The following is a 15,592-nucleotide window of genomic DNA, read 5'->3' on the forward strand; positions in this document are numbered from 1 at the left end:
ACAACGGAGCCTACGGCGTGTCCAGGGCCCCGCTCGTCCACGCGGCGCGCAGCGCCTTCTTGTCCACCTTGCCGACCTTGGTCGTCGGCAGGCGGTCCAGCAGCACCGTCCTGCGGGGCGTGTACAACTCCCCCAACTCGGCGGTCACCGCCGCGCCGACCGCCTCCCGGTCGACATCAGCACCCTCGGCCGTGGCCAGGAAGATCTGTACGGCCTCCCCGTACTCCTCGTCCGGCACACCCAGCGCCGCCGCGTTGCGCACACCGGGCAGCGTGAGCAGGAAATCCTCCAGGACCCTGGAGTAGACGTTGTCGCTGGTGCTGCCGGTGACGATGATGTCCTTGGCCCGGTCGACGAGATAGAGGTACCCCTCGGCGTCGAGATACCCCATGTCCCCGGTGCGCAGCCAGCCGTCGTGCAGTGCCGCCGCGGTGCGCTCCGGGTCCTCGTAGTAGCCGAGCATCACCGTCTCGCCGCGGACGCACACCTCGCCGACCTGCCCGACGGGCAGTGTCGCCGCGCTGTCCTCACCACGGATCTCGATCTCGACGCCGGATATCGCGCGACCGCAGCTGCGCCAGAGCTCGGGGCGGCGGGCTGCCTCCGAGGCGAGATCCTCCGCACCGAACGCGGTGATACCGAGCGCCTCCGACTGCCCGTAGCCCTGGCTGAGCACGGGCCCGAACACCTCGACCGCCTGCTGCAGCCGGCTCGGCGACGTGGCCGCGCCGCCGACGACGATCCGCCGCAGCGCGGGCAGGGCGTCCGGCTCGCACTCCGGGTGGTCGAGAACCGCGTACAGCATGGGCGGTACGAACATGGTGGCGGTGATCCGCTCCTCGCGCAGTACCGTCAGCGCCGCACCCGCCTCGAACTCGGGCAGCACGACGAGGGCGGACCCTGTCACCAGAGCCTGCACCGAGGTGAGATGGCCGCTGCCGTGCGTGAGCAGCGTGGCGGCGAGCACCCTGTCCGTGCCCTGGTCCATGACCGGGAAGACCGCGGGGCGGGAGTCCTGCGGGGCGTCTTCCGCCAGGTCCACCAGCGCGTCGTAAAGCCGGTGGCTGTGCGCGGCGAGCTTGGGGCGGCCCAGAGTTCCGCCGGTGTAGAGGACGGTGACGGCTTCGTCCGCTCCCGGGGCGGGCACGCCGTCGGGGCGCACGGCCGGGCACTCGGCCGCCAGGGCCAGCAGGTCCGTGCACCGCTGCTCACAGGGCCCGAGGCTGAGCAGCACGGGGGCGTGGACACTGCGGCCGGCCGCGTCGGCGGCCCGCCCCGCGAAGAGCGGGTCGGTGACCACGGCGCGCGCCCGGGACTGCTCGACCAGCGCGGCGAGCTCGCCGGGCCCCGGCTCGGGCGGCAGGAACACGACGCGGCAGCCGATGAGATGGACCGCGAGCTGCACCAGGACGGAGTCCACGCGGTTGGCCAGGAACAGCCCCACTCCGTCGCCGGGCACGAGCCCCTGCCCGCGCAGCGCATGCCCCAGCCTGAACAGCTGCCGCCGGGCCTCCCCCCTGGTCAGCCGCTGCGCCCCCTGGGCGAGCGCCTCAGCGTCCTCGTCCTTGCACCAGTGCTCCAGAATGCGGTCCACATACATCCGCGGCTCGAATGTTTCCTGTGCGTTAACGATCACCAACACATCCAAACATGCCGCTCGGAAGCCGTGGCTTCACAGGGGCCACCTTCGGCCACCAGCCGGCAGCCCCGAGCAGACACAGACTCCGAAGCGGTTGGCCGATCACATGGAGGCCGGCCCGGGCGGCGTCATGACCGACGAAGCCGGCGTCATCACCGGCGACCTGACCCTCCGCACCGGTCTCGGTGACGACGCGCCCAGCGCGCACGTGAGCGTGCAGTACACCGGCGCCGAGGAGTGGTACACCCTGACCGGAAGCCCCGTTGCCGTCCCTGCCGCCAACTGACCGCCCACCACCGCGGCTTCCTCGGCCGCATCCGGAACGGCCAAGCCGCCCAAGCCACCTGACCCTCCCGGCTGCCCCACGCGTCCGGGCCCCGGTGAGCCGCCACCGCAGTCGTCAGCCTGATGCGCGACCGGCTCCGCCGGGCAATCCGGATCAGCGGCAGACGGATCCCGCAGGCCGCGGGCCGCGGCCGACACCGCCCTGGATCACTTCCGGGCGGACGGTGAGCGAGGTGGCCCGGGAGCCCGGGGGGCAGTTCCGAGGCGCTGCGGACCTGAGTGAACCAAACCAGGACAAGATCGATCGTGGTCAGGGGCCGGCGCAGGAGCAGCGCAAGAGGGTGGCCCAGTTGCAGTCCCCCCAGCAGATCGTGCTGGTCAGGGTCGGGATCGAGGAGGTCATCGATCACGTCACGTCCCCGACCGGCTTTCGAGGACGGGGACGTGACGTCTTCTCCTACCGCCACCGCGGGTATCGCTTACCGCGGGTTTCGGGCGGACGGCCAGTATCAGCGCCGTGCACCCGGCCGCGGCCCAGGAGGCCCTGCTGTCCCTCTCCTACGCGCCCGCCGCCGGGCGCGACCATTGCTGCGGCGTGTCGCGCAACGCGACGTGGCTCAGGTCAGTGCGCACGTCGGTCGGAGCACCGGGGAGCTTCGGGTGTTTCGCGGCATCGACGCAACCGGGTCCGTGGAGGGTGAGCTCGAAGTCCTGATGCGCCTTGGCGTCCAGAGCCAGCGACAGCCGGATACGCCCCTCCCCGACCATGCGTCGTACCGCGGTGCGGCTGAGACCGAGCCCGCGCATGAGCAGTCGTTCGACGCGGACCGGCGCGGGCAGCTCGAAGCTGACCCGTACCTTGAGCGGTGTCGGGTCGTCGAGCGCATAGAGGGGCGTGCGGGTCTCCAGTTGCCAGGAACCGGTCCAGTCGAGGCGGTATCCGTTCTTCGCCGCGAGCGACGCACTCATCGTCAGCTCCCGTACCACGGCCGGGTCATTGGCCTCGTACGCCACCAGCCGAGCAGGCTCCAGCGACGAGACGTGGACGCGTTCGTGGACGGGCACCTTCGAGGTCCGGTCACACGCCGCACAGCTCAGGAGCAGCCAGACGTCGAGGAGTTTGCCGCTCGCGTTGACGCGGATCTTGCCCGAGGGACGGTGCCGCGTGCCGGAGCAGTCCGGGCAGGGGCGCACGACAGCGGGCAGGGCGGACTGACGCACGGCCCACAGGGCCTTGCGGTCGGTGTTCATGGATGTGGTTGCTTTCAGGACTCAGCAGGAGCTCTCACCGGGCAGGCCGCGGCTCCTGGGATCTGACGGATGCACACGAGGGCGCAAGTGATCGCCTCGGGGCCGGGTCGTCAGGCTCCGAGGCCGATCGCGCGACAGGTTGGCTGGTGCTACGTGGCAGCCGTCACAGGTCCATGCGGGCGATCTTGATTGAGGCCACGGCCCGCAGTCAACCCGTTTTTCCGCCGGACGCCCGCCGACGAGCCCTGGCAGTACCGCAACGCCTCGGCCTCATTGCAGGTGGGCATTCCGGGAGTGGTCTCGTGACTCCTCCCCCTGATGGGTGAGGGGGCTTCTCGCTATGCCAGGTTGGCGTCGCGACGGACCAGTCCGGCCCGTAGAACGTTCAGGGCGCCCACCGTGTCCGCGTGCGCGCTGTGGCCGCACGAGACGCAGTGGAACTTCTCCTGGGTGGGCCGGTCCTCCGCTGAGGCGTGCCCGCATTCGGGGCAGGTCCGGGAGATGTCGCGGGGGTCCACGGCGATCACGTCTCGTCCGGCGCTTTCAGCCTTGGCGTGCAGGATCGTCAGGAACACCCCCCATCCGGCATCCGAGATCGAGTGGTTGAGTCCGGCCTTCGCTGCGGCCCCGTTGGGCAGGAAGCTGCCCGGCTGTTCGGGATCGGGCTTCGGCGCGGGGGTCTTGACCATGGTGCGGATCTTGAGGTCTTCGTGCGCGATGAAGTCGTGTTCGCGCACGAGGTCAAGAGCGGTCTTGTGGGCGTGGTCCAGGCGCTGTCGGCGGACCTTGCGGTGCAGGCCGGCAACTTTCTGGACGGCCCGCTGGTGGTTGGCGGTGCGCTTGTCACGGCGCACGCGGGGGAACCGGGCGAGATCCTGCTGTGCGGCTTCGAGCTTCGCGGCGGCCTTCCGGCCGTGGCGCGGGCCGGCCACGAACTCGCCGCCTGAGTCAGCGAGGAAGTTGGCTATACCGATGTCGACGCCGACCACGGAGCCGGTCTTGGGAAGAGGTTCCGGCTCGGGCTGCTCAGCGGTCAGGATCACGTACCAGCGGCGGCCTTCACGCTTGACGGATACGGTCTTGGCCTTCCCGACCACCGGCCGGTGCTGGTTGACCTTGACGTGCCCGACGCCCTGGAAGCGGACGCGGGTGACGGGGCCGTGCGGGGTGGAGTCCCACCGGCAGCCGTCCCCGTCCCTGGGGAAGTCGACGGTGTCGAGCCAGTTCGCGCCCCGGAACCGGGGACAGCCCGGCTTCTCCCCGGCCTTGACCCGCCGGAAGAACGCCTGGAATGCCTTGTCCAGGCGGCGCAAGGTCGCCTGCTGCGAGGAGAAGGACCAGCGGCCCTGACATTTTGGGTCGAACGCCCGGATCTCCTTGAGCGGCGCGGACTGGTCGCCGTACCTGATGCTCGTCTTCGAGGCGTGCCGGTAGGCGTCCCGGCGTTCCTGCAACGCCCCGTTGTAGAGCGAGCAGTGGTCGCGCAGCATCTCGGCGAGTGCGCCCTGCTGGCCCACGGTGGGCCGCATGAGGAACTTGTACGCACGGATCATCCGGCCCACCCCCCTTCGGGCAATGTGTGATCAACATAGCGGAGGTCACTGACAACGAAGCAAACTCCGCCGCTACGCGGCTCCGGCGCGAGGATGCGTTTCCCTCCCCGGCTGAAGCCGGGGATACCCACGCAAGACCGGAGATGGAGATCACGTGGCGTCGGATCGCGGAGCAGGACTTCCCTCTGCTGCAGATGTGGCTCCAGCACCCCCATGTGAAGCGTTGGTGGAATCACGAGACCACAGCGGAAGCGGTGGCACGCGGCTGCGCCCCGCTGCCCGAGGCGAGGAGCCCTCGGAGAGCCTCCTCGTCTTCCTGGAAGGTCGTTCGATCGATCTCGTACGGCGTTCACGCCTGCGCGACTGCCGACTGCCCCGAGTACCTGGCCGAGCCGGCGGCCATCGTTCCTGTACCTGACGGCGCGATGACCATCGACTGCCTGATCGGAGATCCCCGCCAGACCGGCAGGGGCATCGGGACGGCGGTGATCCACTCCGTTGAATCAGGGGCTGGGTCGTCACGCCGAGGCCGGCGTTCTCCAGGGCCTGGTAGCCGCGGCGGTTTGCGGTGGGCTGGGAGAGCTGGGCGTGCCAGTGCGTGGCGGTGTACGAGGACAGCGGGTGGCGAGGGGTGAGCTGGGAGTGCAGGAGGTCGTTGAGGGCGGCGCCCAGGGAGCCTCCGCGGCCTGTGGGGCCGGCATCAGTCGTCCTTCGGGAATGATCTCGCCGGCTTGGATGAACGGGGCCTTCGCTTCGCCGAAGCCGGCCCCGATGCGAGCGGGACCCCGTGCACCCGTCCTGCCTTGGGGCGCGCTCCGGCGCGGTCCGGGCGGGCCGGGCGTGCGGCCGCACGGGCCCATTACGCTTGGGCGCTCAGACGGGCGGTCGCCCGCCGCCCGGCGGGGAGTACGGCACTCGCGCGGCCGCCCCGGACCACCACAGCCAAGGACGGCAACCGAGTGTCTTTCTTCACCATCGGCCACCGCGGTGTCATGGCCGCCGAGCCGGAGAACACCCTGCGCTCCTTCCTGCGGGCCGAACGCGAGGGGCTGGACGGCATCGAACTGGACCTGCATCTGAGCAAGGACGGCGAGCTGGTCGTCATGCACGACGAGACCCTGGACCGCACGACGGACGGCTCCGGTCCCATCGCCGACCAGAAGCTGCGCAAGCTCAAGAAGCTCGACGCCGGCCTCGGCGAACGCATCCCCACGTTCGAGGAGGTACTGGACGCTGTCGGGCCGACGCTGCCGATCCAGGCGGAGATAAAGGACGTGGCCGCCGCCCGGTCGCTGGCCAAGGTGCTCACCGACCGCGACCTGCTGGACCGGGTCTCGGTGCTGTCGTTCCACGACGTGGCGCTGATCGAGATCCACAACCTGCTGCCGCAGGCCCGCACGGTGCTGGTGGCAGGCCCCAGCGCGCACCGCGACACCTTCGTCGGCCGCGCTCAGAAGGTCGGTTCCACCCTGGTCAGCGTGGAGCTGCGCCAGCTGAACCGGGCCATCGTGGACAAGTGCGGCGCCGCCGGCATCGATGTGATGGCCTGGACCGTCAACGACGAGAGCGACCTGGCGCTGGCCCGGGCGCTCGGCCTGGTGGGCTGCGTGACCGACCAGCCCGGCATGAAACGGCTGGTCCAGGCCACGGCCTGACCTCAGAGGTCCGGGACCGAACCGGCCGCCCGTGCGGTCGGACGAGAGCATGAACACCGCGCTGTCCGCCCGGGGGCCAACCCTCCCCAGTATGCCTTTTTGATATAGATGCCCGTTTTAGGTGTTGACGTCATGGTTGCGGCATATGACGATGAGCGGAATCGCGAGCGCCGGACTGTCGCCCTGTGAGCTGCGCGGCGCTCCCGTCTCGACCCGAAGGAGGGCGGCAGTGATGACGTTCCGGAGGCGCATGCCGGGCAAGAAGGCGGCGGTGGCGGTGATGATCCTTGGTGCGATCGCCTTCGCCGCTCCGACCGCAACCGCTGCCACCGAGGGCCCGAAGCCCCAGAGCCCCAACTTCGACCGCTGCGTCCACAGCGCCGGTCCGGCCGGGCGCTACTTCTACCCGGGTTACTTCAACGTCCCCTGTGTGTGAGCGGCACATCGGACTGCCGCAGGCCTGCCCCCTGCTCAACTCCAACAAGCGGGCCGCGACAAGAAGCGCTCCCGCAGCCCAACGCCGAAGGCCTCGTCGTCGGGTTCCTGAAAAAGGCCCTGGCCGATACAGCCGACCTGACCGTCCTCCTCGCGGCCGCCGCGCCCCTCAATCGGCACATCATGCAACTCATCACTGATCGCCTCACGCCCCCTACGACCGGATCGCCTTCGACTTCCTGCCCGGTGCCCGCACGGAACTCCTTGCCCGTAGAAGTCCTTGGTCGCCTCGGCGGCGGTGGTGCCGATGACTTCTGATCAACCTCATCGCAGAGGACACGGCCTTGAATACAAGGTTGAGGGCGGCCTCCCCACGGCGCAGAATCCATGCATGAGCAGGATGACTGACATCCAGGTCACTGAGCTGATGCGTGACCGGCTGCGCACTCTCGCCGAGGAGCGCGGTATGACCATTACGGAGCTGGTGGAGTGGTTTGCCGTACACGAGACGACGCGGCACGAGCGAGAACGGGCCGCCGACGAGGTCTCTCGTGAGCCATGGGCGCCGTATCCCCCAGGATTCTGGAAAGAGAACCTCGACGCAATTGCCGTCACGAGTGACGGCCAATTCTGGATCTTCAAAGGGGACTTGTGCTCGGGACTACCGCGTCGGAGTGTACCAGCGGTCCGAGAGAGATCAGTGAAGTGTGGCCTGTCACGACGGGCACGGTGTTCGACCGCGACCTGGATGCCGTCATATACCGCCCGGACGGTTACTGGTTCTTCAAAGGCGGCTGGTGCGCCCAGAGTCACATCGCGCGTAACGCCTGGGTCAATACGCCAATGAAGATCACAGCCCAATGGGGCATGCTGGAATATCTTTAGGAGGCCGGTCATCGCCCGCCCGGGGGATGACCCCTACCCCTTCGGTCCGCACACGCTCGCTCCTGGTCCCCCCCCCGACCCCGTTCAACAGCCGCCCCATGCTGGAAGACCAGCCCCTGTCCATGGCACCATGACCCAACAACGAAGCTTCTCGACTACCTGGTTGATCTCGACAATCACCACTCGTAGCCGAGGAGCTTCGTCGCGTCCGGCGGAACACCGGACTGACAGCCGATCAGGGACCAACACGCACAGTGATCTCCCTAAGTTGCTGGCATTGGGTGCAATTGCCCCGGGCTACCCGACCCTCCTATCCAGCGGGAGCGTTGCGTTGCGTTACCTGGCGCCGTGGATTGCCTGAGGGTCTGTGACCAGCAGGGCGGTCTCGGCTTTCACGGTGGCGGGCGGCGGCACATAGACCGGAGTGGGGTCGGGTTCGGGTGCGCACGTCTTGGCGATGACGCCTTTGCCTGCGGGGAGGCGGCCGTCTCGCAGGTAGTCGGTGAAGGTGTCATCCAGGCAGGCGTTGCCGTGGAAGAGGATCTCGTGGAAGCTGCCGCCGTTCTGGACGACCAGTTTGGATCCGGGCAGTGCCTTGTGCATGGCGAGGGCACCCGGGTAGGGGGTGGCGGCGTCCTCGGTGGCCTGGAAGAGCAGGACGGGCGGCAGGCCCTTGCCCGTGATCTTCAGCCGGCCGGCCGGGTTGCCCTGGTAAGGCCAGAACATGCAGGCGGCGTTGTACCACATGTTGTTGTAGGTATAGAAGGGTGCGACGGCGTTGACCTTGGCCTGGTCCCTCTTCCAGAACTCCCAGTCGCGCGGCCAGTTGTTCTCGGTGCACTGGACCGCGTTGTACGCCGGGAAGGTGCCGTCGTCGGCACCCGGGGCGGCATAGCGGTTATAGGCGCTCTGCAGCGGGCGGCTGTCGTTCTTGGTGAGGTAGGCCGACAGTACGGTCGCCATCTGCGGCCAGCGCAGGAAGTTGTAGCCGCCACCGTAGAAGGTGTCCTCGAACTCTGCGGGGCCGATCTTGCCGGGGGCCGGGGCGGCAGCCACCGGGCTGGTCCGCAACGCGGCCTCGACCTGGTGGTACTTCTGCTCCACGGTGGCAGCATCCATGCCCAGGTGATAGACCGAGTCGGCCTTGGCGGTCCATGCCGCGAAGGCGTCGAACCGGCGCTGGTGTTCCCTGTCCTGCAGGATGTTGTGGTCGTACCAGCTGATGGTGGGGCCGACAATGCTGTCGAGCACCATGCGGCGCACGTGCGAAGGGAAGAGTTGGCCGTACGTCGAGCCCAGCGAGGTGCCCCACGAGCCTCCGTAGAAGTTGATCTTCTGGACGCCGAGTGCCCGCCGGATGCTGTCCATGTCGCGCGCGTTGTCGACGGTGGTCATGTGCGGCAGGAACCAGCTCCAGTTCGCGGCGCAGTCGGCCGCGTACGTGGCCGACTTGTCCAGCCATGCCTGCGAGGTGCCCTGGCTGACCTGGTAGTCGGGCCGCTCGGCGTCGAAGTAGTGTGCGTCGCAGGTGACGTGGGGTTCGCTGGCGTTGGTGCCGCGGGGGTCGAAGCCGATCCAGTCGTAGGTCGAGGCGACGTCCTGGGGAATCTTTCCGGAGATGTAGGCGGGCATCCACAGGCCGGAGTCGCCGGGGCCGCCGGGGTTCAGAAGGATGGGCCCCTGCCGTTCGCTCTTCGGCGCGGTTGCCGGGAGCCGGTTCACCTTGATCTTGATCTTGGCGCCGTTCGGGTGCGTGTAGTCCAGCGGCACGTCGAGCATGGCGCACTGCAGCGCAGGAGTGGTCGCATCGTGACAGGAACTCCAGATGTGTTTCCCCTGACCCGTGCCCCCTGGCGCAGTCGAGGAGGCCGAAGCAGGGGTGATACCCGCGCAGACTCCGCCGATGACGGCGACGACCGATAACACGGCTCTAGCTTTTGTCATGGAGGCATCATGTGCCATGTGCAATATCACATACCACCTTCGGAGTGGGCGTTACTCAACTGTGACTCGCTAGGCACGTACGACAGGCCGCGCAGACGGGCGACCGGTGATGGTCGGCGTCGTGGGCGTGTGTCGCAGCGGTGGGTGGTCCAGGCTGGGCGGATCAGGCTCGGACGGTGATGATCACGTCGGTGAGGTCGAAAGCGGCTTCGACGACGGTGACCCGCCGTTCGTAGCAGTGCACAAGCCGGTGTGAAGCGTTCTGCCAGGCGTGGGTGCGCGGAAGGCGTTCTGCCAATCGTGAGTACGCTCGATCGATCTCGTCACGACCGATCCGCAGGCATCGCTCGGCGAGCGGTGGAGGCCGCCTCGCACGGCTCCTCGCCGAACACGGCATGGCCAACGCCGCGATACCAGATCCGTGGAGTGAGGCGTGGCCTTGAACGCGTCGACGGCGGAGTCGAGTCTGGCGGTGGTGAACGTCACGGGCGGCTGGAGGACTCCGTTCCTACGGCCTCACCGAGATGTCTTGGTTCGTCGTGCCCGCCTGCGCGTGCCTGACCGCGGTCGGCTCATGTCTTGCCGTCGGAGGCGTTTCCCATCCAGCCGGCTGTGCCCCACAGCTCAGTTGCGGTACGAGGTCAGGGGCGGGGTTGTGCCGACGGCGTCGGGACAGTCCATGTAGATCACGACCACATGCTTGGTACCGACCGGGTTCTGGAACCGTTTGCAGTCGGTATGTTGGCGCTCGTCGGGTATCCGGTCGTTCCTTGAAGGGCACACGCCGAGGTGCCCCCGTCGTACGCGTGGCCAGGGCCGGCGGGGACGACGACCGGGGCGAGCAGAGCGGACAGGAGCGACGCTGCGTGCAACGGGCGTCTCGTCCTGGCTGGAAAGCGCATGGTGCCTCCAGGAATGGGCTATCCGGGAGGGGACCCGGTCGGCCTCGAACTGGCGGCGACGTGGCCGTTGACCAAGGCGGAAAACGCCAGTCGCAGACTCGCCTCGCCAGCCGTTCTCAGCTGTGTGGGGGGAGGGCGGGCGACAGCTCACGTGGGGAGCTGTCGCCCTGCCGCAGGGGCGCGTCACGGCTCGAACGGTCGCGGCGCTGCGGTCTTGGGCCGTGGTTCCCGTCCGGGCGGCATGGCGGGAGCTGGTCGTCCGGACGGGAAGCCTGGCCTGGTAGGCCGCTTACTTGGCGATAGACGGTGTGCCTGGGGAGAAGTATTCGGCGGCTTGTGTGCCGCCGGGGAGACGTCACACATCCATAACTCGGGGTTATGGACGGTGTGTCGAGAAGCTCCGGTGGGCGGCAGCCGCCGATGTGTGACCGCCTCTTCCGGCACCGTCGACTGACCCCACGCGGCCACACCGTAAGCCGTGTTCCCGCACGTCATCACCAGTAGTCGCGCATCGAAAGCGCGGATTCCGGACCTTCTTCCTGGCGCGACACCGGGACCGGGCGAATGGCCCCCGATCCCGAGCGCAGTCCAGTGAGCGAAGCCTGCCGCGCGGAATCCCGGCCGTACGAAACCGAATTGAGGCTATGCGAGCGATGGACTGATCCTTTACGCTCACCCGCGTCCTGTGGTGGCGGGAGCACCGCGCGACACAACACGCGCTCTGATGCCCAGGAGGCATGTGATGCTCCCTCGCGCCAGCCTGCTCGTGGCCGCCCTGGTGGCCACGGCGGTTCTCACCGGCGGCACACCCGGCGTTGCCGTCCCCCGAACCCACCATCCGTCCGCCGACCGTCAGTTTGCCGCGCTCGCCAGGCAGGTGCACCTGAGCAACACCGGCGGCATGAAACCGGCCGACGACGACGGCGGTGATCGTGACGACCCGGTCGCCGGTACCCTCCAGTTCGCCGCGGCGCGTACGGCCCCGTCCGCCACGGTTTCCGGCGCTGCCCTCGCTGCGGGAGCGGCCGCCGGCGACCGGCTTCCGGTGCGTGGCGGCACCTGGTCCGAGGTAACCAGCGGTTCGGCCAGCAGTGAGACCCCCGGTTATGCCGACCCGTCCTACTCCGACTACGGCTCCGGCTGGGGCGTGGTGACTGGCAGGGCGTCCGCGCTCGCCACGGACGGCCCGTGGGTGTACGCCGGGTTCGCCGACGGCGGCGTCTGGCGGTCCAAGGACACGGGCAGGACCTGGACCCCCGGGTTCCAGCACGCGTCCACCGAGTCGATCGGCTCGCTGTGGGTGAATCCCGCCGACCACTCCCTGTGGGTCGGCACCGGTGAGGCCAACACCAGCGCCGACAACTACACCGGCCAGGGCGTCTACCGCTCCGCCGACCACGGCAGGACCTTCCAGCGGGTCGGCGGCTCCGAGCTCCTCAACGCCCAGGTCGCCACGTTGACGACGAACGGCTCGTACGTGTTCGCGGCAACGAGCCACGGCCTGTGGCGGCGCCCGCTCTCCGGTCCGCTGGACACCCCGTGGCAACGCGTGCTCAGTCCCGACCCCAACCCGGACAAGGACCCGGCACGGACCTCCATCATCTCCAGCGTCACCATCAGGCCGGGCAGTCACGGCGCCACGGTGCTGGCCGCACTGGGCTTCCGTAACGGCACCCCCTACGACGGGCTCTACCTGTCCACGAAGGGCGGCGCACCGGGTACCTTCCAGCGGATACGGCCCGCCGGGCTCGACGACTCCGACATCGGCCGCACCAGCCTCGCCTATGCCCCGGACGGCAGCGCCCTGTACGCGGTGATCCAGTCACCGGCCTACACCGCCGGCAAGCGCCCCTCGCCGATGCAGTCGACCTCGCTCAAGGGCGTGTACAAGTCGGCGAACGGCGATCCGAACGGGCCGTGGACGCTCGTCGCGGACGCCGGCACGCTGGGCAAATCCGGATCCGCCCAGTCCTTCCCGTCCACCTACGAACCCGGGGTGGGCTCCTGGTACAACCAGTACGTCAAGGTCGACCCACGCGACCCGCAGCACCTCTACGTCGGCCTGGAGGAGATCTACGAATCCCGCGACGGCGGCGCGAGTTGGACGACGATCGCACCCTTCTGGAACTACACACTGCCCTGCTACGGCACCGCCGCGGGCTGCCCGCCCACCGTCCACACGGACCAGCACGCCATCGCGATCAACGACGAGGGCCGGCTGTACGTGGGCAGCGACGGCGGCGTGTGGACCCGGCTGACGACCGACCATGCCACGGCAGGCTGGCACGACCTCAACGCCGGCCTGCACACGCTGCAGTACTTCTACGTCGGCGCAGGTCACGACCCCCAGGGCGGAACAGCACTGTGGGGAGGTCTGCAGGACAACGGCGCAACCCTGGTGCGCGGCAACTCCCACGACGTGATCCAGCCGTTCGCCGGTGACGGCGGCGATGTCATCGCGGACCCAAACAACGCCGACCGCGCGGCCGTCGAATACACCTACGGCGACATCGCCGTGACCACCGTCGGCGGTCGTTCCGACGGCACAACCGCGGCATTCCGGGAGATCAGCCCCAGCTGCCAGATCAGTGCGCCGATCGCCGGCTGTGATCCGAAGATGCAGTTCATCGCCCCGTTCACCGCCGACAGGGCCAACGGCAACCGCTGGGTGATCTCGGGCCGGTACATATGGCAGACCCAGAAGGGTTTCGGCACAGTCTGCGCGAAGGCCGCCGGGACATGCGACTGGCAGCCCGTCTATGACCTCGGCGAGACCGCCTCGACCACCGCGGTCGAGGCGAACAACGGCGTCGACTATGTCGGCTGGTGCGGTCCGTGCCTGCCCTCGGACGAAGACGGAAACGGCTTCAAGAGCGGCATCGCCACCAACTACGGTGGCACCTGGCACACCATCACCGCACCGAACCTACCGAACCGCTACGTCACCCGGATCGTCAGCGACCCGACCCATCCCGCCCACGTATACGCCGTTTACGGCGCGTACTCACGCAAGTGGATCCCGGGTGGCGGAGTCGGGCACGTCTTCGAGTCGTTGGACGGCGGGGCGACCTGGAGGGACATCAGCGGCAATCTGCCCGACGTCCCGGCGGATGCGATGGTCATCGCGAAGGGACAGTTGATCCTCGCCACCGACCACCTCGTCTACGTCGCCGACGTCAGGACTCCGACCCGTTGGTCCCGGCTCGGCCACGGCCTGCCCAGCTCGGTCACCACCGACATCACCCTCCTCCCCTCGGGTGACACAGTCGTCGCCGCGACACACGGCCGTGGTCTGTGGAGGCTCAGGCTGAGCAGGTGAGCCAGCCGACGCGCACTGACGGCGGCGACCGGACCGGCCGGATGGCTGCACCAGGCATCTCCACCCACGTCCGCCACGGTGGTCAGCGTTGGGCCTCCGCCAACTTGAAGTCACAGGTTAGAGGCAATGCCGTGACTCTGCTGGTGATGTTGAGCAGGTCATGCGGTGGCTGAGCACAGAGTGCGGAAGTGCGTGGCCCGGCGTCGTGTTCTGGGCGCGGTGCCGATCCAGTCAGCGACGCGGGCGACGTTGCAGGCCATCGCGGTGAGGACGTGCTGGACGTGGGTACGGGCCAGGCCCCGGTAACGGGAGCGGCGCAGGCCGTGGGCTCGGACGTTCTGCGAAAGGGTGGCCTCGATGCCGGCGCGGATCGCGTAACGGCGCTGCCGTTGCTCGGTGCGCTGGTCGAGCCGGTTACGCATCTGGATCTCGTGCAGCGGCTGAGGGAGCACGGCGATGGACCGGGGCCTGGTGGCTGAAGTGGTGCACTGGGCGCGGTCTGGGCAGGCCCGGCAATCTGCCTCGGCGAACCGAGCCTGCAGATAGGTGTTCTCCTTCATCCTCAGCTCGGTCCAGGACACGCTCGTGGCCCCGCGCGGGCAGATCGCCTGCTCATTGGCCCAGTCGATGGTGAAGGCCGCCTTGTCGAAGCCGGATGCGGCCTTGGCCTGGGCGCTGTGGTCGGCAACGACCGGGCCCAGGAGGGTGATGCCGTGCACGCGCTGGGCCCGCTCGATACGTGCCGGAGATATGTAGCCGGAATCGACGACATGCTCGGCGGGCAGCATGTGCTGCTCGGCGAGCTCGTCGTGGATGGTGTCGGTCAGCTCGATGTCCTGGACGGTGGAGATGGTGGTGGCGACATGGACCACCAGCTCGGGGCGTTCTTCATCGCACGTTTCCGTGAAATGTCCCCGGTATCCGCTCCAGGCGGTGTCCCGTTTGACGCAGTAGTGCGCATCAGTGTCATACGGGGAGTCGAACCGCAGCGAGGCCGGCGGCAGGGCGTGGCCGTCCCGCCAGCGCAACCGCCCGTCCACGTCCCAGAAGTAGTGATGGACCCAGACCTGGCGCAGGATCTCCGCCTGAGGGAGAAGCCGCAGGCCGGGTGGGGCGCTGGCGGCCCAGGCTGCGGTCAGGATCTTCTGGCCGTCCCGGCCGAACTCCTCGGCCCGGGCGGTCACGGCCGCCTTCCCGCCCGGCAGTTTGCCGATCTCCACCCGGCGTCCGTATCGCTTGGCCCATTCGGGCTCGATCAGCGGCGCCAGCCAGGCAGGGGCCGCCTCGGCCAGTTCCTCCAAAGCGGCCCGCAGCGCCTCCCCGACCAACTCCAGGCGGCTGAGGGTCCGAACCGCGGCCAGCACATGGGTGGCGTCGGTACGCTGTCGGCCCCCGGCCTTGAGCAGACCGGCCTCCACAAGGCGCTCCAGCATCACCTGCAGCAACCGGTCGGCGGCGCCGTCCTGTTCGGCCAGCCGGGCCCTGAACTCGCACAACACCGAGTGATCGAACCCCGGATCCTCCAGCTCAAGGCCGATCGCGTATTTCCAGTCGATCCTGGTGCGGACCGCGTCCGCCGCCGCACGGTCGGACAGATTCTCCGCGAACTGCAGCACTGACACCAGCGCCAGCTGTCCGGGCGACAGTCCCGGCCTGCCATCAGGGGGATACAGTCTGGCGAACTCCTCGTCCTCGAAAAGGACATCGAGCCGGTCCCGGATCAG

10 protein-coding genes and 1 pseudogene are annotated in these 15,592 nt (G+C 68.6%); 5 read left to right on the top strand and 6 right to left on the bottom strand.

Annotation, left to right across the window (positions count from 1 at the left end; genetic code table 11):
• Positions 1–10: 10 nt before the first annotated feature.
• Positions 11–1,600: a class I adenylate-forming enzyme family protein gene (locus AB5L52_RS46495; RefSeq protein WP_369369213.1), complete on the bottom strand. Its 1,590-nt coding sequence runs from the start codon at positions 1,598–1,600 to the stop codon at positions 11–13.
• Positions 1,601–1,769: 169 nt separating this feature from the next.
• Here AB5L52_RS46495 and AB5L52_RS46500 point away from each other — a divergent pair, with 169 nt between their 5' ends.
• Positions 1,770–1,925, top strand: coding sequence for a hypothetical protein (locus AB5L52_RS46500; protein ID WP_351579780.1), 156 nt, complete (start codon positions 1,770–1,772; stop codon positions 1,923–1,925).
• Positions 1,926–2,482: 557 nt separating this feature from the next.
• On the opposite strand, the gene AB5L52_RS46505 is transcribed toward AB5L52_RS46500, so the two are convergent.
• Positions 2,483–3,175 carry a DUF1062 domain-containing protein gene (locus AB5L52_RS46505; protein ID WP_369369203.1) on the bottom strand — a complete coding sequence of 231 codons (693 nt, stop codon included), beginning with the start codon at positions 3,173–3,175 and terminating at the stop codon, positions 2,483–2,485.
• 338 nt (positions 3,176–3,513) lie between these two features.
• Entirely contained in the window at positions 3,514–4,728 is a 1,215-nt protein-coding gene (locus AB5L52_RS46510; RefSeq protein WP_369369204.1) for an RNA-guided endonuclease InsQ/TnpB family protein, read from the bottom strand.
• Between the two features lie 959 nt (positions 4,729–5,687).
• Here AB5L52_RS46510 and AB5L52_RS46515 point away from each other — a divergent pair.
• The 3 genes from AB5L52_RS46515 (at position 5,688) to AB5L52_RS46525 (ending at position 7,703) form a co-directional block, all read left to right on the top strand.
• A complete protein-coding gene (locus tag AB5L52_RS46515) occupies positions 5,688–6,383 on the top strand; it encodes a glycerophosphodiester phosphodiesterase family protein (RefSeq protein ID WP_351027763.1) in 696 nt (231 codons plus the stop codon).
• A gap of 232 nt (positions 6,384–6,615) precedes the next feature.
• On the top strand, positions 6,616–6,819 hold the full coding sequence (locus AB5L52_RS46520) for a hypothetical protein (protein WP_351580170.1): 204 nt from the start codon (positions 6,616–6,618) through the stop codon (positions 6,817–6,819).
• 728 nt (positions 6,820–7,547) lie between these two features.
• Positions 7,548–7,703: a hypothetical protein gene (locus AB5L52_RS46525; protein ID WP_351580173.1), complete on the top strand. Its 156-nt coding sequence runs from the start codon at positions 7,548–7,550 to the stop codon at positions 7,701–7,703.
• A 336-nt stretch (positions 7,704–8,039) separates the two neighbouring features.
• On the opposite strand, the gene AB5L52_RS46530 is transcribed toward AB5L52_RS46525, so the two are convergent.
• Together AB5L52_RS46530 and AB5L52_RS46535 are read right to left on the bottom strand one after the other, a co-directional pair.
• Positions 8,040–9,482: an alpha/beta hydrolase gene (locus AB5L52_RS46530; RefSeq protein WP_351580176.1), complete on the bottom strand. Its 1,443-nt coding sequence runs from the start codon at positions 9,480–9,482 to the stop codon at positions 8,040–8,042.
• Positions 9,483–9,757: 275 nt separating this feature from the next.
• Positions 9,758–9,927, bottom strand: a pseudogene (locus AB5L52_RS46535) (IS5/IS1182 family transposase); the annotation flags it as partial.
• 1,364 nt (positions 9,928–11,291) lie between these two features.
• Here AB5L52_RS46535 and AB5L52_RS46540 point away from each other — a divergent pair.
• Positions 11,292–13,868: a glycosyl hydrolase gene (locus tag AB5L52_RS46540; protein ID WP_369369205.1), complete on the top strand. Its 2,577-nt coding sequence runs from the start codon at positions 11,292–11,294 to the stop codon at positions 13,866–13,868.
• A 158-nt stretch (positions 13,869–14,026) separates the two neighbouring features.
• Here the strand turns inward: AB5L52_RS46540 and AB5L52_RS46545 are convergent.
• Positions 14,027–15,592: IS1182 family transposase (locus AB5L52_RS46545; protein WP_369369206.1), on the bottom strand; the 1,566-nt coding region annotated here is incomplete at its 5' end.

It is taken from the genome of Streptomyces sp. CG4 (assembly GCF_041080655.1).
Taxonomy (GTDB): Bacteria; Actinomycetota; Actinomycetes; order Streptomycetales; family Streptomycetaceae; genus Streptomyces.

Excerpts from the sequence above, each read along its gene's own strand:
- AB5L52_RS46495 (WP_369369213.1), bottom strand. The coding sequence starts at position 1,600 with ATGTATGTGGACCGCATTCTGGAGCACTGGTGCAAGGACGAGGACGCT.
- AB5L52_RS46500 (WP_351579780.1), top strand. The coding sequence starts at position 1,770 with ATGACCGACGAAGCCGGCGTCATCACCGGCGACCTGACCCTCCGCACC.
- AB5L52_RS46505 (WP_369369203.1), bottom strand. The coding sequence starts at position 3,175 with ATGAACACCGACCGCAAGGCCCTGTGGGCCGTGCGTCAGTCCGCCCTG.
- AB5L52_RS46510 (WP_369369204.1), bottom strand. The coding sequence starts at position 4,728 with ATGATCCGTGCGTACAAGTTCCTCATGCGGCCCACCGTGGGCCAGCAG.
- AB5L52_RS46520 (WP_351580170.1), top strand. The coding sequence starts at position 6,616 with ATGACGTTCCGGAGGCGCATGCCGGGCAAGAAGGCGGCGGTGGCGGTG.
- AB5L52_RS46530 (WP_351580176.1), bottom strand. The coding sequence starts at position 9,482 with ATGCTCGACGTGCCGCTGGACTACACGCACCCGAACGGCGCCAAGATC.
- AB5L52_RS46540 (WP_369369205.1), top strand. The coding sequence starts at position 11,292 with ATGCTCCCTCGCGCCAGCCTGCTCGTGGCCGCCCTGGTGGCCACGGCG.